We start from the raw sequence: 24474 nt of genomic DNA, 5'->3' as shown, positions 1-24474 counted from the left end.
AAACTTACATAAAAAACAATCTTAATTAACTTTGAGGATGTTATCGACAATGAGAATAATTTTTAATGTATATACAGTTAGTAGAGCAGTGGAAAACCCGTGGAATTAGATCATTATCTGGAGTTTAACTTGTTCAAGAACGCAATATACAAAAGGTAATATAATGAAATACAAGCTTCAAATTTCTCGAATGATTTGAAAAGAATTAAAAAAGTTGAAAAGGAAATGTGTGATTATAGAAAATCTTTGTAGAAAAAATTCAAACATACTGAAGATCTAAATATTATCAGTTCGACAGTGTTTAACAAATTATTTCCATATTATATAGTAAGAAAGCAGTGTCAATGATAAAATGGATATATTACTCTAAAATGGGAGTGTGAAGCTTTGTCAAACTACAATTCATATTTAAATAGTTCGTTAGAATACTTAAAACAATACATTGATAATATGAAAAGTAGACCAATTTTTTTTATTGGTTCTGGCTTTTCCCAGAGGTATATAAATTCTCCAACTTGGGGCGCGTTGCTTAAACAATTAATCAAAGAAAATCCTGAAATTAAGAGGCCTATGCAATATTTTGTTCAAGAGCATAATGGAGATTATGCAAAAATTGCTTCCGAATTGGTTGATTACTACCGAACTTTTGCTTGGGAACATCATGATAATGGTGAAATGTTTCCTCCTTTTCTTTACGAATCTGCTTCACGAAGCGTGCACCTGAAATATAAAATTGCAAGTATTTTAATTAACCTGATGGAACAATTCGATGCTGAAACACATGAATTCGCCGAAGAAATTGACTTAATAAAACAATTGAACCCACAGGCTATTATTACTACCAACTATGATAATCTATTGGAATCGCTTTTTCCTAAGTATGAAGCAATAGTAGGTCAGCAGGTCATCCGCCAAAAAAAATCTACTGATATTGGGCATATCTTGAAAATCCATGGCTCAGTTGAAGATTGTGAGAGCATAGTTATTGAACAACAAGATTATGACTACTTCTTTAAAAAGCAAATTTACTTAATTGCTAAATTATTCACCTATTTTATGGAGCATCCGATAATTTTTATTGGGTATAGCTTAAGCGATGAAAATATTAAGTCCATATTATACAATGTTAAGCAGATTATTGATGCCGATATCGAACCAATGATTGATAACATGTGGTTTATTGATTGGAGTAGGGAGCCAATTAACTTTAATTACACGCCACCAAAAGAAAAGTCTATCCCGGTTGGGAATGGGGAATCGGTAAGGGTTAATTATATTCAGTTACATACTTATGAAAAGCTATACGAAGCTTTATATCAAGACTCTGTTGATATTGAATTTCTTAAACAAATTGAAGAAACAGTATATAACGTAGTAAAGAGCGATACTATTACTAACCTTGAAGTTGATATTGCAAGCTTACGATACTTTACAGATAGAGACACTTTATTAAGCGCATTTACAACGTCTTCTGCTGCTGATGAACAAGCTGCTACAAGAACTCTCGTTACATTTGCAGACATTCAAGATCCTAATCAACTAGCAGTACAATTTACTCTTACTGCTACTGAGCTCTGCGAAAGAGTATATGATTATGAAAAGTCTTATTGGTCTCATGCCTATGATTTAATTAATGATATTTATAGTAAGACTGGAGTTAATCTACGTGAAAGTAACAATGTTTACCACGTTTACATGAACGGTGTTAGTAGGTACTCCATGGATATGGTTAACTTGCTTAAAAAGGCTAAAGACATGGAACCATATGTTATCAATATTGATGGCAGAGAAATATCATATCCACCAGAACAAAACGATACCGAATAGGTATCGTTTTATTTATTACTTAAGTTGGTTGCGCCAACTTATCAATTGAATTTAACACTAATGGCGATGCACTGGTAGTCGTATTTGCTACTTTGGATGGATTGAGTAACGAGATTGTATGTTAGAACAAAATACGATACATTTATCGTATGAATAATCCAAATCATCCAACCCAAGAAAACATGAGACTCATTTCTGTGCTGCAAGCATTGGCTGACCCTGTTCGGCTGGAGATTGTCCGCTGCTTAGCAGAAGCGGGTGAGAGAACATGCGGTACGTATCATATGAACATTGCCAAGTCCACGCTGTCGCATCACTTTAAAGTACTAAGAGAGGCAGGCATCGTGAAAGTGAGAATTGACGGGAAGCACCGTTACTACTCTCTCAGAAAGGATGACATTGATTCCGCTTTTCCAGGCCTCTTGTCATCCGTTTTAGCTGTAGACAAGGAGCGATGGTAAGAGAATCTTGCATCAACAAATGACAAATCCCCAAGGCATTGTAACCTTGGGGATTTGTGATGCGTCTCGTGTAAAATGAATTAGGCCAATGAATGATCCATAGACAGATGGACAATGTCATAAATGTGAATCTGCTGCTCTATATTCTCTGGTAATGAGTCCAGAAAAGAATATTTGACGCACTTCCATTTATCGGGGTTATATACGATGACTTCACCCTTATTGTCGTTAAAATGAGAAAAGAGATGGGCGATATCTAGGTTTTCCAGGCAATCAGTAGGATGAATCGTCACATACTCTTCAAGAACGAATGTGCTACGATGAAAATCATCTGTTAAATGAACGGAATATGTGATGCCAATATTGATTTGTTTCCAGCCAAAAGAACGTAAAATATGATCAAATGACCCCTTAAACACAAAATCCGTCATGCCCTCAGATTGTTTCCAAATATACAATGGGCAATAGCCATTGTGTAAACTTCTATGTTTGTCTTTTTCAGTGATCAAATAAGCTTTAAATAATAAATCCTGATATCCATCTGTTTTCCATCCATTGTTTCGTACTCTTTTTCTAATGATATTCATATCATAATCCGCAGGCAGATCCACATGATATTGCATGGCATGCATTGAAACACTCCCTTTCAATAGCCATCATAATCGACTTCAAACCAGTTGAATAATACATATTTGTGTTATTGTTATCACAAAAAGTGATAGGTGATCATGATGAATATAAATGATTTGATTATTTTTATAGAGGTGTATCAAAAAGAATCGATTAATCAAGCGGCTAAAGCTTTAGGGTATGCGCAATCCAATATTTCTCAAAGAATCAAAGCGCTTGAAACGTTATATGATGCAACATTTTTTATCCGGTATCATCATGGAATCAGTTCAACAGGACAGGGGGATTTATTTTATCAATACGCTCAAAAAATCGTAAAAGAAACGAAGGACATTCAACAAAAATTGACTTCAAAGAAAAAGACCGTTTTATGCTCTGAACTTCTATTTAACGTTTTGTACGAGCAACGAGTTTTAGAGGATATTCAAGCCACTGATTTTATCATTGCTTCATCAAGTACGATCAACAAAAAGTTAACAGAGGATGTGTATGATCAAATTATTTCTTTTAATCAAATGGAAAAACCGGAATATCAATTAAAAGAGGTAAAGAGCTTGGCATTGAACGTATATGGAAAATCTAAAGAAATATACGATGATGATATTTCATTGGTCGTGAATCGTGATCAGCTTTGCCCATTAAGACATGAGGCCAGACGTATGCTGGGTGATCGAACCCTATTTGAGTTAGATTCGTTTGAAGGAATGATCAAAATCGTTGAACAGGGAGATGGTATTGCGTTACTGCCAACCAACTTAAAAAGCCTTCAAACACTCGTGAAATTGCTAGAAAAAAATATTCACATCAACTATTACGTTTATGAAAGAATGTGATCGTAACACTCCTCTGTCGGTTTAGTCCCGTCAAAGGAGCGCCACGATTCATCTACATGAGCTGTTTCATTTCCCATAAATCGAGTCATACAGGCGTCTCACCGCTGGCTTAATATCCTCTGGCCGCATGTGCGAAAAGCCGAGGACGAGCGGGACAAAGCCTTTTTTGTGACCAGGCACATGCTCATCAAGGGTAAAACGGTCCATCCCGTACATTTTCAGCTTTCGGTCTTTGGCACGTTGTAAAATCTCATGCTGCGTCCGATCTGAGCGGAATTCTGCGATAAAATGCAGCCCTGCATTTTCCCCGATAATTCGTACGTTGTCACGAAAGACAGTGTCAAGCTCCCCAATGAGCTGTTTTCGTTTTTCCTCGTATAGCCCATTCATTCTTTTAATATGCCGCTGATAGGCGCCATCTTTTATAAAATAAAGAAGGGTGTATTGTGTAAAAAGGTTGGCCGTTTGGATGAAAAAGTGCTGTTCTTCCTTATAGCGTCTTAATAAATGCTGCGGTAGCACCATGTAACTGATCCTTAAGCCGGGCAGCAATGATTTCGAAAAGGTCCCCATATAAATGACTTTGTCATAGCGGTCAAGGCTTTGCAGCGCCGGTATGCTGTCTGTGCCGTACTTAAATTCACTGTCATAATCGTCCTCAATGATATAGCGGTCTGGCTGATCAGCTGCCCAGTTTAACAGTTGTATCCGCCGGGAAATTGGCATGATCACACCTGTTGGGAACTGATGAGAAGGCGTAATGATCAAGACATTCGGCTTTTTTTTGTGAATGTCGCTCATCCGCACCCCTTTTTGATCAATGCCAATCGTTTCAATGCGGTGATGATTGTTTTTCAGCATTTGATACAGTCTGCGGTAGCCGGGGTTTTCTAATCCGTATATTTGATCAGCTGGAAGAATGCTTGATAGCGAATGAATGAGCGACTGTGTACCCGCACTTAAAATAAGCTGCTCAGGGTAGCATTTGACCCCTCGTGCAAGTCCAATCAGCCGGGCAATCGTTTCCCGCAGCTCATAGACGCCTTGTGGGTGCGGCAGCTCACCAAAGGCTTCTTGGTGGAGGTGAATCGCTTTTTGCTCACTTTTCAGCCAGCTTTTAAAAGGAAAATTGGCTGTATCAACAGAAATATGTGAAAAGGAATACCAGTCATTTCGCTCAATCGAATTCTCTTTTAAATCCGCTGGAAGGGAAGAGGGTTTCAGTTGACCTGATTCATGAAATGTTTCCAGTGATTCCACAAAAAAGCCTTTCCGTTCAACTGAATATAAATATCCCTCGGCAAGCAGCTGCTGATAGGCGCCATTCACTGAATTGACGCTGACGTTTAAAGTATCTGCTAACTCTCGTTTAGATGGTAATTGATCGTGTGGTTGCAGGTTACGGTTTAAAATTTCCTCTTTAATTTTTGTATAAATTTGATGATAAATAAATCCGTTTTCCCCTGTTTGATCTAGTTGAATTGTCAGCATCTCGTCATTCCATCCTCTCTGGTACCATGAAAAAAATGATATTGGTACTTTCTATCATACCAAAAAATATTCAGAATAATAAAAAAGACATAAAGGGGATGGATGACAATGAGTCAAACGACAACAAACCGTTTTTCAACAGAGGAATGGCAGGGGAAAAGAGATCAATACGTCGCAAGAGGCGTAAGTAATGGCAACCGTCATCTTGCAGCGAAAGGGAAGGGAGCCGAGCTTTTCGATATCGACGGCAATCGTTTTATCGATTTTGCAGGGGCCATCGGTACATTAAATGTAGGACACTCTCATCCAAAGGTTGTGGAAGCAGTCAAAGCGCAGGCAGACAGCCTGATTCACCCAGGATTTAATGTCATGATGTACGAATCCTATATCGAATTAGCAGAAAAGCTATGCCACCTTACACCAGGCGACCATGACAAAAAAGCCATTTTCTTAAATTCAGGTGCAGAAGCGGTTGAGAACGCAGTGAAAATTGCCCGTAAATATACGAAAAGACAAGCGGTTGTCTCATTTACAAGAGGGTTCCACGGAAGAACGAATATGACGATGAGCATGACAAGCAAGGTCAAGCCTTATAAATTTGGATTCGGCCCATTTGCATCAGAGGTCTATCAAGCGCCGTATCCTTATTACTATCAAAAACCTGAAGGATTAAGCGATGCAGCCTACGACGAATACATCATTGATCAGTTCAATCAATTCTTTGTCGCAACCGTTGCACCAGAAACGGTCGCTTGTGTGGTGATGGAGCCAGTCCAAGGGGAGGGCGGATTCATTGTACCATCGAAGCGTTTTGTCCAGCACGTCGCTTCATTCTGTCAGCAGCATGGAATCGTATTCGTGGCAGATGAAATCCAAACAGGATTTGCAAGAACAGGGAAATATTTTGCGATTGAGCACTACGATGTGGTGCCAGACTTAATTACTGTGTCAAAATCACTTGCAGCTGGCCTGCCGCTGAGCGGTGTTGTTGGCAGAAAAGAATTACTTGATGCAGCGGACCCAGGGGAGCTAGGAGGAACGTATGCTGGCAGTCCATTAGGCTGTGTGGCAGCTTTGGCTGTACTTGATATTATTGAAACAGAACAACTGAATGAACGATCTGAATACATTGGACAAGTCATTGAGGACAAAGCGAATGAGTGGAGAAGTAAGTACTCATTCATCGGGGAAGTCCGGCGATTAGGGGCAATGGCGGCCATTGAAATTGTGGAAGATCAAACAACGCGTACACCAGATAAGAAGACAGCCGCAGCGATTGCAGCCTATGCAAACAAGCACGGACTACTCTTATTAACGGCAGGGATCAATGGGAATATTATTCGCTTTTTAACACCACTTGTCATCACAGATGAGCTGCTGCAAGAAGGACTAGGGATTATCGAAGACGCCTTCACAGCACGCTAAACAACAAAGGGGGATGGTTGTATGCAAAAACAACAAATGGCTAAAACCATGTCGCAGTCAGACGTACTGTTTTTATCCATTGGTGCAATGCTTGGCTGGGGCTGGGTTGTACTTTCGGGAGATTGGATTTTAACAGCTGGATTTTTAGGAAGTGTGATTGCCTTTGTCATAGGGGGCATTCTCGTCATTTTTATTGGGCTAACGTATGCAGAGCTTTCCTCTGCGATTCCAGAAACAGGCGGAGGACTCGTCTTTGTCCAGCGGGCATTTGGGATCAAATCAGCGTTTGTCTCCGCATGGGGCGTATTGTTCGGTTATGTGTCCGTGATTACGTTTGAAGCTGTCGCACTTCCGACAGTCATTGACTATGTCATTCCAACACAGCATGTTGGTTTCCTATGGAATATAGGAGGATGGGATGTTTACTTTACATGGGTATTGATTGGATCTGGCGGTGCACTGTTTTTAACAGCTCTGAACTACATTGGCGCAAAGCCTGCTGCCATTTTTCAATCGGTGTTCACAGTGGCCATTATCCTGACAGGTTTTCTTCTATTAGGCGGAGCTACATTTAATGGAGATTTTGCAAACCTTGAGCCGATGTTTCAGGGCGGGGTTGGCGGTCTGATGGCTGTGTTAGTGATGATTCCCTTTTTATTCGTTGGGTTTGATGTCATCCCGCAGGTAGCGGCGGAGATTAACGCACCTAAGAAGATCATCGGGAGAATTTTGATTATCTCCATTGTGAGTGCGGTTGTATTTTATCTGCTCATTGTCTTTGGAGTAGCGGCAGGATTGTCAAAAGGTCAGCTTGAGGCTTCATCACTGGCAACAGCAGATGCCATGGTACAGCTTCTTGGTCATCAGGCGTTTGGGACTGTGCTTGTCATTGGTGGTGTAGCAGGCATTGTGACGAGCTGGAATGCATTTATCATTGGTGCAAGCCGTATCCTCTATGCAATGGCGGAAAGAGGCATGATTTCCAAATGGTTTGCGTATATTCATCCGAAGTATAAAACACCGACAAATGCCATTTTGTTCTTAGGTGCACTTGCATTTTTTGCACCATTACTAGGCCGACCTGCCCTCGTGTGGATTGTTAATGCAGGCGGTGTGGGCATCATCGTTGGGTATTTGATTGTGTCCATTGCCTTTATGAGACTTCGCAAGACAGAACCTGAGCTTGAGCGACCATACCGCATTAAATATTGGCGGACGACCGGCGTTTTAGCCATTGGACTGAGTTTCCTTTTTCTTTCATTTTATTTTCCAGGGATGCCGGCCTCCTTATCATGGCCAGCTGAATGGATTTTGCTTTTAGGTTGGGCACTCATTGGGTATATACTATATGTAATGAATCCAAGAACGAAGGAGAAGGTAGAGCATGACAAACGAACTCAAAGTGTATAATCCTGCAACCGGAGAAGAAATTGCCTCAGTTGCTCAGCATACAAAAGAACAGATTGAAGATGCGATCACTCGCTCACACAAAGCATTCAAAACATGGGCAAAAACGTCGGCCCATGAACGTGCAAATATCATTCGCAAATGGTTTGATCTCATGATCGAGCATAAAGAAAGACTTGCAAAAATCATCACAGAAGAAAACGGGAAGCCGTATCAAGAAGCATTAGGGGAAATCGTCTATGCCGCTGGATATATTGAGTGGTACGCAGAGGAAGCAAAGCGGATTTACGGTAGAACGATCCCATCTCATACGACAAACAAACGCCTATTTGTCACAAAACAGCCAGTCGGTCCTGTTGCGGCGATTACACCATGGAATTTCCCTGCGGCGATGATTACAAGAAAGGCAGCACCAGCGCTTGCGGCGGGCTGTACGTTTATCGTGAAACCTGCTGAAGACACGCCGCTTACGGCCATTGAGCTTGTCAAATTAGGCCATGAAGCCGGAATTCCAGAGGATGCCTTACAATGGGTGATTGGAGATGGAAAAGAAGTGGGGGAAATCTTCACAGATAGTCCATTGATCCGCAAGATCACATTTACTGGCTCAACACCAGTTGGAAAACATCTCATCAAAAACAGTGCGAGCACAGTGAAACACGTTTCTATGGAACTTGGCGGTCATGCCCCGCTGATCGTAGATAAGGACGCCAACCTTGAATTGGCTGTGAAACAAGCAGTGGCATCTAAATTCCGTAATGCAGGCCAGACGTGTGTTTGTGCCAATCGCTTAATCGTCCATGAAGAAATTCATGAAGCATTTGCGCAAAGCTTCAGCAAAGAAGTGGAAAAGCTGAAAGTAGGAAATGGGTTTGAGGAAGGCACGTCCATCGGACCGATTATCAATAAGCGAGGCTTCGATAAAATTGTCGACCAAATTCAAGATGCCGTGGATAAAGGGGCGAAAGTTCTTGTCGGCGGCGATACACATTTTGACGATGAGAAGTCGTATTATTTTGTTCAGCCGACGGTGCTAACTCATGTCGACCCTTCAATGAACATTATGCATGAAGAGACGTTTGGTCCAGTTGCACCCATTACGACATTTAGCACATTAGATGAAGCCATTGAATTAGCAAATGATACACCTTTTGGACTTGCGGCTTATTTCTTTACAGAGAATTACCGCAATGGTCTCTATATATCTGAGAATCTAGATTACGGGATTATTGGCTGGAATGACGGGGGACCATCCGCTGTGCAGGCACCTTTCGGCGGTATGAAAGAGAGCGGTATTGGCCGTGAAGGCGGCATCGAAGGCATCGAGCCTTATTTAGAAACGAAGTATGTGTCAATTGGTTTAGACGAATAACATGTGAAAAAGACTGTCCGAGAAGTCTCGGCAGTCTCAGCGTGTAGGCAAACCCTCGCATTCTTTGTCAGTCCTGCGTGCTGGTGCTCACGAATGTCAAATTCGCTCCGCTCCAGTACTCGTCCTTCCTAGGGCTGCAAAGGTTTTCTATCACGCTGAAAAGGAAGACAAAGGGCTAAAATCAAGTTCATTTTAGCCCTTTGTCAACAATCTGTGACTGTCCGAGAAGCCTCGGCAGTTTTTTTATGTTAAACAGCCGGTGGGAAAAGTTGATCCACCGTTTCTTTTGTTTCTTTGAGAATCTCGTGGATGTCGTCTGCAGATGCTTGTTCCATGCTGCTGAATAAGAGCCGTTCGACTGGCTGAACGCCGATCAGATCGAAGGCGGCTGTATCTGTCGTCATGTGATGGCTGGGGGTGATGATCATATTTGAATCAAGAAAGGTCCTCGGTGCATCATGCGTATTAATAATGACCCCTTTTTTGTCTCTAAGCAGATTTTTCACCACTCCGTTTTCATTGATCTCATACGCAAACCCCTCTGAAAAAACGCGCTCCACATAACCCTTTAGCATCGCCGGCAAGCCTGTCCACCATATTGGAAAGATAAACGTGAGGACATCAGCTTGTTGAATCAGCTTCTGCTCTCTTTGAACCGGTACCGGCACATGTCCGTTTCTCATGGCAACCTTTTCTGCTGTTGTCAGCTCTGGCGGAAAGCCAATGCTATACACATCACGAACCGTCACATCATGACCATTGTTCAAAAGAGTGCTTACAACAAGATCTAATAGGGTTTGATTTAAGCTTTGCTGGGGATGAGCAAATATGATTAGATGGTTCATCTCATAGCCTCCTAGGTGGTCATGTGTCTCATTATGGCATGCACGAGTATCCTATTCAATCCTATATTGGAAATGATAGGTTGGGAAAATAAAAAGCGACCGCTTGAAAAAACGATCGCTCATGTAAGGTTTATTTCTTTCTAAATGCAAGTCCAAGTGCAATTAATGCCACAACTAAGGCTGCAATGGACAGACCAAGAAGAAGTGGTGAAGAAGAAGCAGAGGCTGTTTCAGATGCCTTTTCTTCTTTTGGTTTTTCTTGACCATGTGAATCCGTTACGGTATTAGACGCAACAATGTTTGTGATCGAATGAGGCTTATCAGCGTCCTTGTCGCCAGTCCATTCAACTACTGTTCCATCCTTATAATATTGATACGCATCCCATGCCGCTTCGCCGGCTTTTTCAGGGTTTTTTGCGACAAACACGAATTGCTGGAACTGGCCAGCAAGGACACCATCGCCAGTTGCTTCCCAAGTGACTCTTGTGACTTTTCCGTTTTTCTCTTCAGTTGTTGTTTTCCAGCCAGGCACTGGCTCGTATTGCTGGAATTCTACGCCTTTAGGCATCATGATGACAACCTTTGTTGTCGGACTGTCGCTTTCAGAAGGTACTTTTAACGTATAGGTTTCCCAAGCATTCGTTGCAGATGTATCAGGTTTGACTGTCACGTGTGCACTCACAGGAATCGCCAGTAAAAATGAAGCGAGAAGCATTGGTAATAAAGCTTTAACGTATTTTTTCATATGATATGAACTCCTTTTAGTTTCTTCTAATGAATGTCGTATCGATGTTGTCAAAAGAACCAGTTAATGCATGAATCTCAATTTTCCAAGTGCCTTTTTCATTTAGTAAGAGGTTTTCAGCCGAGAAGTGTCCATTCTTTAATCGTTTCAGCTGAAATTCGTTAGGCGTTTCATCACCGAACAAGGAGACTTTGTGGATCTTAGCTGTCACTGATTGAATGTCTGTGATCGTTTGTCCATCCTTCTTCGTAAATGCCACCTCGAACGTGTTTTTACCAGGAGCATTCGGGGTAATGCTCAAAGACACAAGGTCACGATGCTCCACCTGATTGGCTCCAAAGAATGGCTCTGGTGCAGGCGGCGGAGGGCTTGGGATATTGGTGAATACGGCTGTTAATAGTAAAATAGCGATCCCAATAATCCACTCTGCTCGTAAAGATACGTTTCGTTTCTGCTTCTTTTCCCATCTCAGCATCAAATAATGGACGAGCCCAAGTAGACCCATGATGATAAATAAACCAAGTTTGATTAAGAAGGTGCGTCCATAGGCTGATTGGAAAAGGGCATCAAATGATTGCAGAATAAAAATCGCATTCACAAACCCAGAAAACACAATCAGTCCAACTGAGAGCAGTGCCCACGGATGAAAAGCTGTCAGGGTGCTGCGTATGAGCGGCTGATCTTCATTCGGCAGTTTCTTCATCAAAAGAAGGACAATGGCTGTTAAGCCGCCGACCCAAATAGATGCAGAAATGAGATGAATGAAGTCAAGTGACGTTGTCAGTATTTTATTATCTGTTGCGGCTGGATGACCGATTTGTGCTTTTAGCCATAGGAGCACAGTGAAAATGAGCAGTGGAAACAGCCATACCCGGAAGGAAGTGAAGTTTCCTTTTTTCATCGCCACAATCGTCCAGATCGACAGTAGAACAAATGACGCCATTAGCATCATCCACAGACTCCCGCCCGAAGTCGACGCAATGGTTTCTTGTAAAAGTGATGGTTGAAATGCCCCTAAAAAGGACACGTCTGCCGCTGACTTAGTTTGAATCGGCAGCTGGAACAAGAGTGCTCCGCCCATCATGATCAATGAAACAGTTAAGAGTCGCTTCATTCGCCGAGCTAAAACGTCGGTTATGGCCGCTTTAAACCATAGAAGCCCAAATAAAATGGTTCCAAGAAATAAGCTAAATGACGTATACAGAAAGGCTTTGTCAATGGTTGAAGCCATATCGATGGATTCACTTGATTGTCCTTGATCTAATTGATCAAATCCTCCATCCGCTTTTCCGATACTAAACGGAATCATGCCAGACACAGAGTGCCCATCGGCTGATACCGCATTCCACTGAATGGTGTAAATGCCTTTAGGTAAATTCTTTTTTAAAGCTGCTTCCATGATCTTTTGCTCTTTGATGACCGTATCTCCTTGATCCACACGATCCCCTTTTGCATTGAACACCTTAATGGCATGAAATCCACTTTCGATTCCTTCACTAAAGGTGATCGAGACTGCAGGAGGCTGCTGATCCAGCTCTTCATTTGCTACTGGATTTGAGCTCACCACATATGCATGAGCAAATGCCTCTTTTGGCATGAAAAAGGAGAACATGAAGATGAGGAGCAGAAGCCACTTACGATATTTCAACAATGTGAATAACCGCCTTTCTACCTATGAAAATGTCTCATGTATCAGAAAGAAAGCGGCAGTAAACTGTGAGTCACAGAAAAACCGCTCTTTCTATTGTACCGCCCACTCTAAAAGGTAAACGAAACAAATAGCAAGATGGTTCACTTTTTCTGTGTCATGTCTTGTCTGCGCAGACGTTTCTTGAATGTTTGATCAATATAAGCCTATTCGATTTAAGTAGAGGAAACAAGAAGTGACGATTTGAAAGTTGTGAAATTCCAATGAATTTTCGAGAAAATGCCGGCTGATTCACCTTTTCAGCCACTATCTTCTATGATCTGAAAGAGAATTCACATCATTTTTCAATTTTGTCACACACTAAGTGACAAAGTGACATTTAGTTTCAATTGAAGGGAAAGTGAAAGCGTTTTACGATAGGTATAAGGGCTTCACTGACTCTCGTTCTTATATCTTTTGACCTATAAAGCCCGAAATAAAGGGAGAGAAGAAAGGGGTTTTCACAGATGCAGGAAAAAAGCGGATTCCGCGTGAAAGTACAGCGCTTTGGAAGCTATTTAAGCGGCATGATTATGCCGAATATTGGTGCATTTATTGCATGGGGACTCATTACAGCTTTGTTCATTCCAAGTGGTTATCTTCCGAATGAACAGTTAGCTACACTCGTTGGACCGATGATTAACTACTTACTACCGCTCTTAATTGGTTACACAGGCGGTAAACTCGTCTATGACCATCGAGGCGGAGTGCTCGGTGCTACGGCTACGATTGGCGTCATTGTTGGCTCAGACATTCCAATGTTTTTAGGTGCCATGATCATGGGACCGCTTGGCGGTTATCTCATAAAGAAAATTGACCAGCTGTTCAAAGACCGAATCAAATCTGGCTTTGAAATGCTTGTGAATAACTTTACGGCAGGTATCCTCGGTGCCATTCTCGTTGCCATTGCATTCTATGCCATCGGCCCAGTGGTACTAGGTCTGAATAAAGCCCTTGCGGCAGGTGTAGATATCATTGTCAATGCTCATTTACTACCGCTGGCAAGTATCTTCATTGAACCTGCAAAAGTATTGTTCTTAAACAATGCGATTAACCAAGGTATTTTAGGTCCGTTAGGGGTGGAGCAAGCAGCGAAGACAGGGCAGTCTGTTCTGTTCTTGCTTGAAACAAACCCAGGGCCAGGTTTAGGTGTTCTTCTTGCGTATATGTTCTTTGGAAGAGGAAATGCGAAACAGTCTGCACCAGGTGCCATTGTGATTCAGTTCTTAGGAGGAATCCATGAAATTTACTTCCCGTACATCTTAATGAAACCAAAACTTATTTTGGCTGTCATTGCAGGGGGAGCAAGTGGTGTCCTGACGTTCACATTATTAAATGCAGGATTAAAAGCTGTGCCGTCACCAGGAAGTATTATTGCGCTTATGCTGATGTCTCCAAAAGGCGGTCACCTTGCCGTTTTAGCAGGTGTTGTCGTAGCAGCTATCGTATCGTTCCTTGTCGCATCGGTCATTTTGAAAGCATCTAAAGAAGTTGACGAAGATTTAACAGCAGCAACAGAAAAGATGCAGGACATGAAAGGCAAGAAAAGTGCAGCGGCCGCTGCTCTTACAGCACAAAATGAAAACGCTGAAGCAAACGAGCAAGTAGCATCTCCAAGTGACGTCAATCCAGATGACGTGAATAAAATCATCTTTGCCTGCGATGCAGGGATGGGCTCAAGTGCAATGGGTGCGTCCATTCTGAAAAACAAAGTGAAAAAGGCAGAGCTTGATATCGATGTGACAAACACATCGATCAGCAACATCCCAGACGATGCGGATGTGGTCTTTACTCATAAAGATTTAACAGACAGAGCCAAGGCAAAGCTGCCAGGCGCTGTGCATATCTCAGTGGATAATTTCTTAAACAGCCCGAAATATGATGAGCTGATTGAGAAATTGAAAAAATAACATGACGAAACGGGTTGAGTCCAATTTTTCCTAATTGAACTCCCCGTTTTGGTTGTTTTCCTGATTTTTATTCTAAAAAAGGTGTGTGATCATGTATGAAACAAGTACTTTCTAAAGACAATATTTTTCTAAACGAACAAGCAGGTTCTAAAGAAGAAGCCATCAAAAAAGCAGGCGAAGTCCTCGTAGCAAACGGCTATGTCACAAGTGATTATGTCGACAAAATGTTTGAAAGAGAAGAGATCTCTTCTACATTTATGGGGAACGGCATTGCAATCCCTCATGGAACAGAGGATGCGAAAGCGGCAGTCCTTCATTCAGGGATTTCGATTATCCAAATTCCAGATGGTGTTGAATATGGTGAAGGAAATGTGGCGAAAGTCGTCTTTGGGATCGCTGGGAAAAACAACGAGCATCTTGATATTCTGTCTCAAATTGCGATTGTCTGTTCAGAAGAAGAAAATGTAGAACGGATCATTCATGCAAAGGATCAGGATGAACTGATCGCCATCTTTAATGAGGTGAACTAATATGAAGGCACTTCATTTTGGAGCAGGGAATATCGGCAGAGGGTTTATCGGTTCTTTGTTAAAGGCATCAGGCTTTGAGCTTGTCTTTACCGATGTGAATGAAGCGGTCATCAATGAGCTGAATGAAAGAGGAGAATACACGGTTGAACTCGCAGCACCAGGGCAGAAGCAAGAAGTAGTCGGGCCAGTATCAGCGATCAATTCATCGCAAAACCCAGCGGCATTAACAGAGGCCGTTGCCACAGCCAATTTGATTACAACAGCTGTTGGACCAGCCGTATTGAAGATCATTGCCTCATCGATTGCTGAAGGATTAAAACAAAAAAAGCCGGACCATATCATCAACATCGTGGCATGTGAAAATATGATTGGGGGAAGTGCTCATTTAAAAGAAGCGGTGTTCTCTCATTTAACAGCAGATGAGCAAGCAGCGATATCACAAACCGTTGGCTTTCCGAACGCTGCGGTTGACCGCATTGTTCCGATTCAGCACCATGAGGACATTCTCAAAGTGTCGGTTGAACCATTTTTCGAGTGGGTCATTGATGAGACGGGCTTTATTGGAGATGTTCCTCAAATTGACGGAGCGACCTTTGTCCAAGATTTGACGCCGTATATTGAACGGAAGCTCTTCACCGTCAATACAGGACATGCACTAGCGGCTTATGTCGGGTATCAGCAAGGCGTAAAAACCATTAAAGAAGCTGTTGATACACCAGACATTCGTCAGGTTGTCGAAGGTGCCCTTCATGAAACGGGCAGTTATTTAATTGACGCATATGGCTTCCGAAAAGAAGAACATGATGCGTATATTCAAAAAATCATCAAACGATTTGAAAATGCTTTTATTTCCGATGAAGTGACTCGTGTTGCACGCTCTCCTCTTAGAAAGCTGGGAGCAGATGACCGTTTAATCGGTCCAGCGAAAAAGATCAAGCAGCCAGTGTACTTAATCAAAGGGATCGCTGCTGCTTTGGCTTACGACTTTGCAGAAGACGAAGAAGCGGTTCGCTTGCAGGCATTAAGGAAAGAAAAAGGCATTGAAGGTGTGCTTCAAGAGGTATGTGGACTCAAACCTGAAGACGATCTCTATCAAGCCATCCTCAAAGAAACCGAGCGATAATCAAAAAATCCCTTTCTAACGTGAAAGGGATTTTTCTATGACTTTTTTAATACTTTCCCCAGCATGACGATATATGTAGTAAGGGGGAATTAGAACATGAAAAAGAAAGCGTTTGCTTCAAGAAGTGTCTTTTTTCAATTGATGTCAGCCATTATCGTTATTACAATTTTAACAGGCGGACTTGTAGGAACAACGGGGTATTTTTTAGCGAAAAATGTCTTAATTGATGCAGGGAAAGCAGATTTAAAACACATCGTAAATGGAGCGATGGCCACTCTTGAACAATTGAACGACCGTGTGGAGAACAAAGAACTGACGCTTGAACAGGCGCAGGAACAAGCCCGTATTTACTTGAGCGGGCCTAAAAATGACAACGGCAAAGGGTACCAATTTCAAAAATCAGATTTTATCTATAAAAATAAAGGCTACCTTGTCGCATATGGAGCCGATTATTCATCACAGGTTCATCCGGTTAACGACATTGGCGTCATCCCAGATGATACGACAAACCGTCAAAAAATGGTCGCTGGCGCCACAGCAAAAGGCGAAGATGCACACTATATCACCTATATGGATAAAGACGATGCCACGGGGGAAGAAAAGCAAAAACTCGCTTATATGAATCAGTTTACACCGTGGAATTGGAGTATAGGAATCGCCGTATTTCAGGATGAATTTTATAAAGAACTAGAGCAGATGAAGCTCTATATTATTCTCATTACAGCAGGTGTCGCTCTTTTAAGTATGGGTGTCTTTTATTTGGCAGCCCGAGGAAAAGTGAGACTGCTCAAGCAAGTCACGGCTGCTTCAAAAGAAATTGCGGCGGGCAATATTGAACGCACCAGCTTAAAAGAAACCTCGGATGAAATTGGACAGCTGGCAAAAGGCTTTAATCATATGTCAGGAGAGCTTAGAGCACTTGTGAGCGGTTTGCAGGAAACGAGCAGCCAGCTCGTCGAATCTGCGACAGATCTATCCGCCATCTCTGAAGAAACATCCGCCAGCAGTGAAGAAATTGGCCGAGCAATTGGAGATATCTCAACTGGGACCCTTCATCAGGCATCAGACCTTGAGGTAGCCAATCAACAAATGACTCAGTTCAATCAATCCATTGAAAACGTCAAAGAACAAAGCGACCAGATCAAACGAATTTCAGACCAGTCGAACCAATCTTCCCAGCAGGGTCAGCAAATTGTCCAGCAATTAAAACAATCAAATGAGCAATCCATTCAGGCATCTCAAGGCATTCGATCAGGGATTGAGCAATTAAGTACAAAAGTACAAGATATTTCACAAATCACAGATACCATTGAAAGCATTTCAAATGAAACGAACTTACTGGCCCTGAATGCGAGCATTGAAGCAGCTCGTGCAGGAGAGCATGGCAAAGGATTCTCGGTTGTGGCGAGTGAAGTGCGGAATTTAGCTGAACAGACAAAGCAATCAGCTGTTCAAATACAGCAGATGATTCAAGGCATTAAAGAAGAAACGACGTCTACAGCTGGCATGATGTCAAAAACAATGGATCGTTTTGCCGAGCTTGATGAAGCGGTTCACGCAACAGAACAAGAATTCAATTCCATCTCTACATCGATTTCACAAACCATCGTTGAAACGAATGCGATGGCAAAAGAGCTGAACACATTACTGGAACAAAACGACCTCATCACAAAAGCGATGCATGGTGCAGCGCATATTTCTCAAGAAAATGCCGCAGCGATTGAAGAAATCACTGCATCTACAGACGAACAAGTCACCGCCATCTCCAATGTGGCGAAGGCAGCAGAAAGGCTCAATGAGCTAAGCATGCGATTGAATCAAGATATTGCACGTTATCGTTTATAAGGTATGGTCAAACGGACGTCGAGAAGTCGATGTCCGTTTTTTTATTTAGACGACTTTCGTCCGTATTGCCCGTCGCTTTTGATTTGTTTGGTACGTTCGATAGGCTTTCCAAGCATTGGCACATAAAAGCCCTGTGAGTAAGTAAGATAAGCTGTTAAATAAATAGAAGTCCACACATGAAACGACAGCACACAGGATACCAAAGATGATTTGATCACGATTCTTTGCGGGTGAAGTAGGTGGATCAGTCAACATAAAGAATGCAAGGAACAAGACGGCATTTAAGTAGGGCGTCATAAAAGCAGATGAAGCATCCATTAAGCCAATGAACCCCAATATGAGGTGAATAAGGCCGTATGCGGCTAGAAAGGCGAAAACTTGCGGGAACTTTTGTACGCGGCTTGTCACCAAATAACCGCCGACCACCACAAGGATTATGGTCCACCAAGGTAGAAGAGACATACCGCCCCACCAGCTTTGATTGGAAGAAAATAAAATGACTGAGAGCCATAAACCAAATGCGGCTGGATTCAAAATTGGTTTCTTTTGATAAGTGATGACATGCTTAGATAAAATGGCCGCTGTGGCTGTGAAAACAGATACAGCAAAAGAAGTGGCTGGACTTAGAACAATGCCAATAATCAGCCCTGTGAGCAGAGCTCCATCAGGGAATGTGTGTTTATTGTTTTTCCAAATCACTCTTGAGATGAAAGAGTCAAGAATTAGTGCTGTCCCGATGCTGGTAGCAACTGTAGCGAGACCACTAAGAAAACCAGCGTGCAGACTCCCGGCGGCTAAAAGGACCAAAAGAATGGCGATGACATACCGTTTCGGTGTCCGAATGTAGGCTTTTAGTGAGGGTGATGGTTTCAAAAATGTTTGGTTTGTGATAGGTGCTGGTTGTGATTCCATGAGTGAACCTCCTTCATCTCCGGTGTTACGATCATATCAGCGGTTTGATCTACCATCACGGCAGGTATTTCATGTTCGGCTAAAAATGAATAACCCTCTTCTCGACCTAATAAAAAAGCAGCTGTCGATAGACTATCGGCGAGCATACCGAGTGGTGCAATGACGGTACAGCTTAACAAACTTTGTTCAGACTGTTTCGTTTGAGGGTGAATCAAATGGTGCGTATGAGGATCATTACGGCTGATCCGTTCATAGCTTCCAGATGTACAAATCGCACAATTAGTCGTTTGAATGACCGAGATGTTGGTCTGTTTTTGAATGGGATGCCGAATCCCAATTGTCCACTCTTCTTGTTGTTCGTTAAATCCAGATACCAACACATCCCCACCAGCATTCATCATAAAGCCCTCCCATGCTTCAAGTTCTTTTGCTGCAAGATCGCATGCGAATCCCTTTGCAATAGAACCAAAATCCAAGATAAGCGGTTTGTTTAAATAAATCGTCCGATTCATCTCGTTTAACTGGACGTCACGGTAATGAACAGCTGTATGTGGTACGTCATCTGATGAAAAAGTTTGTCCTGTCGTGTACAACCGATTGAATCCTTTTTGTTCCATGACTTTCCCGATGGTTGGATCATACTTTCCATTTGTTAATTCAGCTAACTCTAACGCATAGGCTGTTAAATCGAAAAGCATTTCACTGACAACTACCTCTTGCTTTGAACGATTGGCTAACTTCATGACTTCAGAATCAGAGCGGAAACGGCTAAAACGATGCTCGATATCGTAAAAAATGGAAAAGGCACGGTTGATGTCTTCTAAAACAGCCCGTCGATCTTCTTCATAGGCAACCACTTGAATATTGATAACAGTTCCCATAGCCAGCATGGATTTTTGAAAAGTCATCAGTTTTTGTTGTCCTAACCATTTCATCATAGTGTCTCCTCTCTATGCCTTTGCCTGCTCTAAAGCCTGAGCAACGGCTGTTTCAAAATCCTGAGTACTTAATGTTGCACCGCTCACCGTATCTACATCAGCACTTTGTCTGATAACCACTTCATTGGGTAATGATGAAATGGAGCTTTGCCCGTATCTAGTGTTATCACTCGTAATCTCGACAGAAGTGATATTTCCTTGTTTGATGGTAACAGATACACTAATAGAGCCAATCTCATTTGATCCAGTACCAGAGAAAGTACCATCCTTGAGTTCAGTTTCTGAAGTGGTATCTTCTGTTTGAGTGGCGGTAGTATCTGATGTGAGAGATGTATCGTTTGAAGAAGCGCCTGCTTGTGTAGTTGATTGTGCTGTCTGAACGGCTTGCGCGTGATGGGTAGTTGCATAACCAGTGATGTATAAGCTGCTGATAGCTGCGGTGCAAAGACTAATCATTTTCTTATTTATTTTTGCCATGATGTATCCCACCTCCTATTACGATCTACTATATAGAAGAAATTTGAACAAACCATGAACAAGAAAAGAACGATTTTAGATAATGGGCAATAAGAATCAAGATATTACACGTTATCATTTATTTTTGACTGTGGTTCATTTATCAGGTAGGATGAAATAAATCTAAACCTTGCTCACGCAATCAAAAAGGAGTGTTTCGTCCATGAAAAAGAAAATATTGATGTTCTTACCTTGTGGCTACGGACACTCCACTGCTGTTTTCTTTTAGGATAGACAAAAATTGGTGAAGTCTGTCTACAGGAAGAAAAACACGCAGAAAAATCATAGTGAGTGAGGGATTTACATGGAAAAAATCACGAGAAAAAACCCAGAAAGTATGCCGAAACCCGTCGGCAACTACAGTCATATCACAAGGGTGCCAAAGGGTGCGGGGTTATTTGTGACATCAGGTCAAGTAGGGACAGGAGCGGATGGACAGATCCCATCAAGCTTGAACGACCAAGTAACCAATACGTTTGAAAATATAAAAAAAATCCTTGCATCAGAAGGATTGAATGAAGAACACGTCATCAAAGTCAATATTTGGGCAACAGAAGAAATTGATTGGGATCATCTATATCCGCAGTGGGATGCAATCTTCAAAACCGCATATCCATCAATGACCGTTGCCTATGTGACGGCATTAGGATGGCCAGAGCTGAAAATCGAAATAGAGCTATGGTGTGCAGATATTTAATCAAAAAAAGAACAGTGCAAACTGTTCTTTTTTAATAAGTATTTATGAAACAACTTGGAATCGCTTTGTAATGAATGCACCGAGAAATGCACAGGCTGTGTAGATGATGATCCAAATGAGAAAGGTTTCATTTCCACCAATAGAGGTGAACATCAGAATCACACTCGCTACCAGCACAATCAAGGTGGGAAACCAAATGTTCTTTAAAAACAATGTACCGAAAATACCAATCAGCACAGAGATCATAGGTAAACCAAATACAACGAATAAGACAAAAACAGCCATGTTAATTACTCCTTTGAACCAAATCAACTATTTACATAAAAACATATAACAGTGCTGCACCCATATGCGGAAGAGCAAAGATGATGAAAAGAAAAGCCGTATCAAGACGAAACATCCGGTGTTCTTTTGTTTCAGAGTGATAGGCTGCTCGTGCCTCTTCCCCGTTGGTCCATGCACCCATAAGAAATCCAGATGCAACGAACGCAATAATAGAGATTCCACCACTGACAAACCCAATCCATTCATGGTGCTGTAATATGAGCGCCGCACTGCAAATCACCAGCATGGAGCAAACACCAACAAAAAAAGCATGTTTCTTTCTCATTACGCTTCACTCCTTCGGACAGCTATTAGGAGACCGCATCACATATTTCAATGAAATGTCCATCAGGATCAGACACATAACTGACCGTTTGTCCCCACGGCTTCTTGGCAGGTTCCTTGATGACAGGTACTCCTTTTTCCTTCAAAGACGCAATGGTTTCATTCACATCATCCACAACAAAGCCAATCTCAAACGTTTGTGATGAGCTGACTGCCTCTGGAACAGGCAGCCCAAGTGCCTCTTTCACATCTTGGCGTGAATTAATAGATAGGGTGACTTCTCCTGTATCAAACTCAACATAGGATTCAACCCTCAATTTAATCGGGAAACCGAGGATATGATGGTAGAACTGAATACTTGCTTCAACATCGTTTACATATAGAATGGTATATTTCATTTTCATATGGAAAGCTCCTCTCTTCATATACGTGTAAAAACCGGAAAGGTTTCCCACTCATTTTACCACATAGGTCATAAGATTCATTGAATTCCAAAAAAACCAATATTTTCACCTCAATCGTCTTGAAAAACAAAATGTGGTGACATATGATAAAAATGTAAAATGAGAAAAAATAGGGGGGACTTACATGTTGAAAAAAATCATGGTGGCTGTCATATCATTCGGTCTTTTACTTAGCTTTACACAAGTTGACACTCACACAGCGGATGCAAAGACAGTCAAGTACAAAAACTGTAAAGCACTCAACAAAGTGTATAAAGGCGGCGTGGCAAAAAGCAAAAATACGAAAAACAAAGGTGGAAAAACGAAGTACAAGCCTTATGTATCAAAAGCACTCTACTTAAAAAATAAACACCTTGACCGTGATAAAGACGGCATTGCGTGTGAACGTTAAGAAGAAGAAAAAAGACCTGTCACAAGGTCTTTTTTCTTTGGGATCAAACTCGTCCCTTTGTGCCATCTTCATCTTTATATTAAAATAAAGATAGATTCAAAAAATGATACAAAGTGGGGTACTCAATTTGTCAACACAAGCTGATAAGAAAGACATCCGATTGATTGCCATTGATATGGATGGCACGCTGTTAAACAGTGAGCACGTCATTCCTGAGGAAAATAAACAAGCCATTAAAGAAGCAGAAGCCAAAGGGGTCCATGTGGTGATTAGCACAGGACGTACGCTGATGACATGCCGAGAGCTGGTCGAGCCGCTGAAACTCTCTTCCTATCTTGTCACAGCGAACGGAAGTGAAATTTGGGATTCAAACTTCCAGTTGATCGAACGGGAACTGCTGCATCCCGATCACGTTCAGATGATGTGGGATCTAAAAAACAGATACGAAACCGATTACTGGGCATCTACTGTGGATAAGGTGTGGAGAGGAGAATTCCCAGAACGCATTCATGACCACGAATGGTTGAAATTTGGTTTTGATATTCATGACGATGCTGTTCGTGAGGAAGTCCTCCATACATTGAAAACAAATGGACAGCTAGAAATCACGAATTCCAGTCCAACCAATATTGAAGTCAATGCAGCAGGCATTAACAAAGCGGCAGCTCTTGCAAAAGTAGCAGAACGCATTGGCTGCACAATGGACAACGTCATGTCACTTGGCGACAGTCTAAATGATATGGCGATGATTCAAGAAGCCGGATTAGGCATTGCAATGGGCAATGCACAAGAAGTTGTGAAAGAAGCGGCTGATTGGATTACGGCTCCTAATACAGAGCACGGGGTAGCAAAAGCCATCCAGCATTGGGTGCTGTCTAAATAAATGAGTAGAAAAAGTGAGAGGACATGACCTCTCACTTTTTTGTTTTCTACTAGTTCTATTGTTATATTTTCTGACAATTTCATGTGCAGTCTATCCAAAGTTGGTATAATCAATATAAATTCGAATATTCGGACTTTCTATTCCGCAATTCGGAACGACAAGGAGGGGTTCTATGTATCAAGTGGATATTAACTGTGATTTGGGAGAAAGTTTTGGTCAATACACCATCGGTTCAGATGAACAAATTCTTGAATATGTCACCTCAGCCAATATTGCATGCGGTTTTCATGCGGGAGATCCAACTGTGATGAGAAAGACGGTTAAAATGGCACTGGATAAAGGGGTTCAAATTGGTGCACATCCAGGTCTGCAAGATTTAGTCGGTTTTGGTAGACGTCCAATCGCGATCTCAGCAGAGGAAGCCTATGATCTTGTGATCTATCAAATTGGTGCACTATCAGCCTTTCTGAAAGCAGAAGGCGGTATGATGCAGCACGTCAAACCACATGGCGCCCTTTACAACATGGCGGCTAAAAATACTGAATTATCTGAATCAATCGCGAAGGCTGTGTATGATATTGATCCTAACCTTGTGTTATTTGCGCTGTCAGGCAGTGAACTTGCGTCAGCAGGGGAAAGAATCGGTCTTCAAGTGGCACATGAAGTTTTTTCTGATCGGACGTATCAACCAGACGGGACACTGACATCACGCCGTGAACCTAATGCACTTATTGAAGAGGATGAAAGGGCAGTTCAGCAGGTCATCCGTATGGTAAGAGAGGGGAAAGTGCGGACAGTGCAAGGGGAAGATGTTCAGCTCAAAGCAGATACGGTGTGCATCCACGGGGATGGCAGTCACGCGCTTCAATTTGCAAAAACCATTACAGCGAAGCTAAAAGAAGCCACTATTCAACTCAAGGCCTTTCGATAAAT

At 42.0% G+C, this 24474-nt stretch carries 25 protein-coding genes; 14 read left to right on the top strand and 11 right to left on the bottom strand.

What is annotated here, in order from left to right; translation table 11 throughout:
• Nucleotides 1-387: 387 nt before the first annotated feature.
• Nucleotides 388-1827 (top strand): SIR2 family protein, encoded by a 1440-nt coding sequence (locus tag N521_RS06110; protein ID WP_008347240.1) that lies wholly within the window; start codon nucleotides 388-390, stop codon nucleotides 1825-1827.
• A 149-nt stretch (nucleotides 1828-1976) separates the two neighbouring features.
• Entirely contained in the window at nucleotides 1977-2288 is a 312-nt protein-coding gene (locus N521_RS06105; protein WP_035390457.1) for an ArsR/SmtB family transcription factor, read from the top strand.
• Nucleotides 2289-2368: 80 nt separating this feature from the next.
• On the opposite strand, the gene N521_RS06100 is transcribed toward N521_RS06105, so the two are convergent.
• The gene (locus N521_RS06100) at nucleotides 2369-2920 is read right to left on the bottom strand and encodes a DUF4865 family protein (protein WP_008347236.1); all 552 of its coding nucleotides are present in this window, start codon (nucleotides 2918-2920) and stop codon (nucleotides 2369-2371) included.
• A gap of 99 nt (nucleotides 2921-3019) precedes the next feature.
• Here N521_RS06100 and N521_RS06095 point away from each other — a divergent pair, with 99 nt between their 5' ends.
• Entirely contained in the window at nucleotides 3020-3751 is a 732-nt protein-coding gene (locus N521_RS06095; protein ID WP_035390455.1) for a LysR family transcriptional regulator, read from the top strand.
• A gap of 66 nt (nucleotides 3752-3817) precedes the next feature.
• On the opposite strand, the gene gabR is transcribed toward N521_RS06095, so the two are convergent.
• The gene (gene gabR, locus N521_RS06090) at nucleotides 3818-5242 is read right to left on the bottom strand and encodes a MocR-like transcriptional regulator GabR (RefSeq protein WP_035390453.1); all 1425 of its coding nucleotides are present in this window, start codon (nucleotides 5240-5242) and stop codon (nucleotides 3818-3820) included.
• Between the two features lie 108 nt (nucleotides 5243-5350).
• On the opposite strand from gabR, the gene gabT reads away from it, so the two are divergent.
• The 3 genes from gabT to N521_RS06075 are packed head-to-tail and all read left to right on the top strand — an operon-like array spanning nucleotide 5351 to nucleotide 9446.
• Nucleotides 5351-6667 carry a 4-aminobutyrate--2-oxoglutarate transaminase gene (gene gabT / locus N521_RS06085; protein ID WP_035390451.1) on the top strand — a complete coding sequence of 439 codons (1317 nt, stop codon included), beginning with the start codon at nucleotides 5351-5353 and terminating at the stop codon, nucleotides 6665-6667.
• Nucleotides 6668-6688: 21 nt separating this feature from the next.
• Nucleotides 6689-8077 carry an APC family permease gene (locus tag N521_RS06080; RefSeq protein WP_017358512.1) on the top strand — a complete coding sequence of 463 codons (1389 nt, stop codon included), beginning with the start codon at nucleotides 6689-6691 and terminating at the stop codon, nucleotides 8075-8077.
• Complete coding sequence (locus N521_RS06075; protein ID WP_007498133.1) at nucleotides 8052-9446, top strand: NAD-dependent succinate-semialdehyde dehydrogenase; 1395 nt, start codon at nucleotides 8052-8054, stop codon at nucleotides 9444-9446. The genes N521_RS06080 and N521_RS06075 overlap by 26 nt, the downstream gene beginning before the upstream one ends.
• 248 nt (nucleotides 9447-9694) lie before the next feature.
• Here the strand turns inward: N521_RS06075 and N521_RS06070 are convergent, their stop codons facing one another.
• From N521_RS06070 to N521_RS06060, 3 genes are all read right to left on the bottom strand, one after another.
• Nucleotides 9695-10291 carry an NAD(P)H-dependent oxidoreductase gene (locus N521_RS06070; RefSeq protein WP_007498130.1) on the bottom strand — a complete coding sequence of 199 codons (597 nt, stop codon included), beginning with the start codon at nucleotides 10289-10291 and terminating at the stop codon, nucleotides 9695-9697.
• 130 nt (nucleotides 10292-10421) lie between these two features.
• Entirely contained in the window at nucleotides 10422-11036 is a 615-nt protein-coding gene (locus N521_RS06065) for a YcnI family copper-binding membrane protein (protein ID WP_025206753.1), read from the bottom strand.
• A 16-nt stretch (nucleotides 11037-11052) separates the two neighbouring features.
• Complete coding sequence (locus N521_RS06060; protein WP_025206754.1) at nucleotides 11053-12687, bottom strand: copper resistance CopC/CopD family protein; 1635 nt, start codon at nucleotides 12685-12687, stop codon at nucleotides 11053-11055.
• Between the two features lie 503 nt (nucleotides 12688-13190).
• On the opposite strand from N521_RS06060, the gene N521_RS06055 reads away from it, so the two are divergent.
• The 4 genes from N521_RS06055 to N521_RS06040 all read left to right on the top strand — a co-directional run bounded on the left by N521_RS06055 (nucleotide 13191) and on the right by N521_RS06040 (nucleotide 18131).
• Nucleotides 13191-14633 carry a PTS mannitol transporter subunit IIBC gene (locus tag N521_RS06055; protein ID WP_008347217.1) on the top strand — a complete coding sequence of 481 codons (1443 nt, stop codon included), beginning with the start codon at nucleotides 13191-13193 and terminating at the stop codon, nucleotides 14631-14633.
• 95 nt (nucleotides 14634-14728) lie between these two features.
• Nucleotides 14729-15163, top strand: coding sequence for a PTS mannitol transporter subunit IIA (locus tag N521_RS06050; RefSeq protein ID WP_019743148.1), 435 nt, complete (start codon nucleotides 14729-14731; stop codon nucleotides 15161-15163).
• A gap of 1 nt (nucleotide 15164) precedes the next feature.
• The gene (locus N521_RS06045) at nucleotides 15165-16286 is read left to right on the top strand and encodes a mannitol-1-phosphate 5-dehydrogenase (protein ID WP_035390447.1); all 1122 of its coding nucleotides are present in this window, start codon (nucleotides 15165-15167) and stop codon (nucleotides 16284-16286) included.
• A gap of 96 nt (nucleotides 16287-16382) precedes the next feature.
• Nucleotides 16383-18131 carry a methyl-accepting chemotaxis protein gene (locus tag N521_RS06040; RefSeq protein WP_035390445.1) on the top strand — a complete coding sequence of 583 codons (1749 nt, stop codon included), beginning with the start codon at nucleotides 16383-16385 and terminating at the stop codon, nucleotides 18129-18131.
• Nucleotides 18132-18176: 45 nt separating this feature from the next.
• On the opposite strand, the gene N521_RS06035 is transcribed toward N521_RS06040, so the two are convergent.
• The 3 genes from N521_RS06035 to N521_RS06025 are packed head-to-tail and all read right to left on the bottom strand — an operon-like array spanning nucleotide 18177 to nucleotide 20458.
• The gene (locus tag N521_RS06035) at nucleotides 18177-19043 is read right to left on the bottom strand and encodes an RnfABCDGE type electron transport complex subunit D (protein WP_035390443.1); all 867 of its coding nucleotides are present in this window, start codon (nucleotides 19041-19043) and stop codon (nucleotides 18177-18179) included.
• The gene (locus N521_RS06030) at nucleotides 19001-19978 is read right to left on the bottom strand and encodes an FAD:protein FMN transferase (protein WP_051632371.1); all 978 of its coding nucleotides are present in this window, start codon (nucleotides 19976-19978) and stop codon (nucleotides 19001-19003) included. The genes N521_RS06035 and N521_RS06030 overlap by 43 nt, the downstream gene beginning before the upstream one ends.
• 15 nt (nucleotides 19979-19993) lie before the next feature.
• Nucleotides 19994-20458 carry an FMN-binding protein gene (locus N521_RS06025; RefSeq protein WP_035390441.1) on the bottom strand — a complete coding sequence of 155 codons (465 nt, stop codon included), beginning with the start codon at nucleotides 20456-20458 and terminating at the stop codon, nucleotides 19994-19996.
• Between the two features lie 343 nt (nucleotides 20459-20801).
• Here N521_RS06025 and N521_RS06020 point away from each other — a divergent pair, with 343 nt between their 5' ends.
• Nucleotides 20802-21194: a RidA family protein gene (locus N521_RS06020; RefSeq protein ID WP_025206761.1), complete on the top strand. Its 393-nt coding sequence runs from the start codon at nucleotides 20802-20804 to the stop codon at nucleotides 21192-21194.
• 42 nt (nucleotides 21195-21236) lie between these two features.
• On the opposite strand, the gene N521_RS06015 is transcribed toward N521_RS06020, so the two are convergent.
• From N521_RS06015 to N521_RS06005, 3 genes are read right to left on the bottom strand one after another with little or no spacing between them, the layout of a single operon-like run.
• Nucleotides 21237-21479: a DUF2651 family protein gene (locus tag N521_RS06015; RefSeq protein ID WP_035390438.1), complete on the bottom strand. Its 243-nt coding sequence runs from the start codon at nucleotides 21477-21479 to the stop codon at nucleotides 21237-21239.
• Nucleotides 21480-21510: 31 nt separating this feature from the next.
• Nucleotides 21511-21804 carry a DUF5316 family protein gene (locus N521_RS06010; RefSeq protein WP_017366628.1) on the bottom strand — a complete coding sequence of 98 codons (294 nt, stop codon included), beginning with the start codon at nucleotides 21802-21804 and terminating at the stop codon, nucleotides 21511-21513.
• 25 nt (nucleotides 21805-21829) lie between these two features.
• Nucleotides 21830-22207 (bottom strand): VOC family protein, encoded by a 378-nt coding sequence (locus tag N521_RS06005; protein ID WP_008347199.1) that lies wholly within the window; start codon nucleotides 22205-22207, stop codon nucleotides 21830-21832.
• Nucleotides 22208-22406: 199 nt separating this feature from the next.
• Here N521_RS06005 and N521_RS06000 point away from each other — a divergent pair, with 199 nt between their 5' ends.
• From N521_RS06000 to N521_RS05990, 3 genes are all read left to right on the top strand, one after another.
• Nucleotides 22407-22658: an excalibur calcium-binding domain-containing protein gene (locus tag N521_RS06000; protein ID WP_370539175.1), complete on the top strand. Its 252-nt coding sequence runs from the start codon at nucleotides 22407-22409 to the stop codon at nucleotides 22656-22658.
• A 103-nt stretch (nucleotides 22659-22761) separates the two neighbouring features.
• Nucleotides 22762-23541, top strand: coding sequence for a Cof-type HAD-IIB family hydrolase (locus tag N521_RS05995; RefSeq protein ID WP_370539173.1), 780 nt, complete (start codon nucleotides 22762-22764; stop codon nucleotides 23539-23541).
• 172 nt (nucleotides 23542-23713) lie between these two features.
• On the top strand, nucleotides 23714-24472 hold the full coding sequence (locus N521_RS05990) for a LamB/YcsF family protein (protein WP_035390435.1): 759 nt from the start codon (nucleotides 23714-23716) through the stop codon (nucleotides 24470-24472).
• The last annotated feature ends 2 nt before the right edge of the window (nucleotides 24473-24474 follow it).

The organism is Bacillus sp. UNC125MFCrub1.1 (assembly GCF_000701305.1).
Classification (GTDB): domain Bacteria; phylum Bacillota; class Bacilli; order Bacillales; family Bacillaceae; genus Bacillus; species Bacillus altitudinis.
Note: the sequence above shows the minus strand (reverse complement) of the source record. Positions and strands in the feature narration are given on the sequence as shown.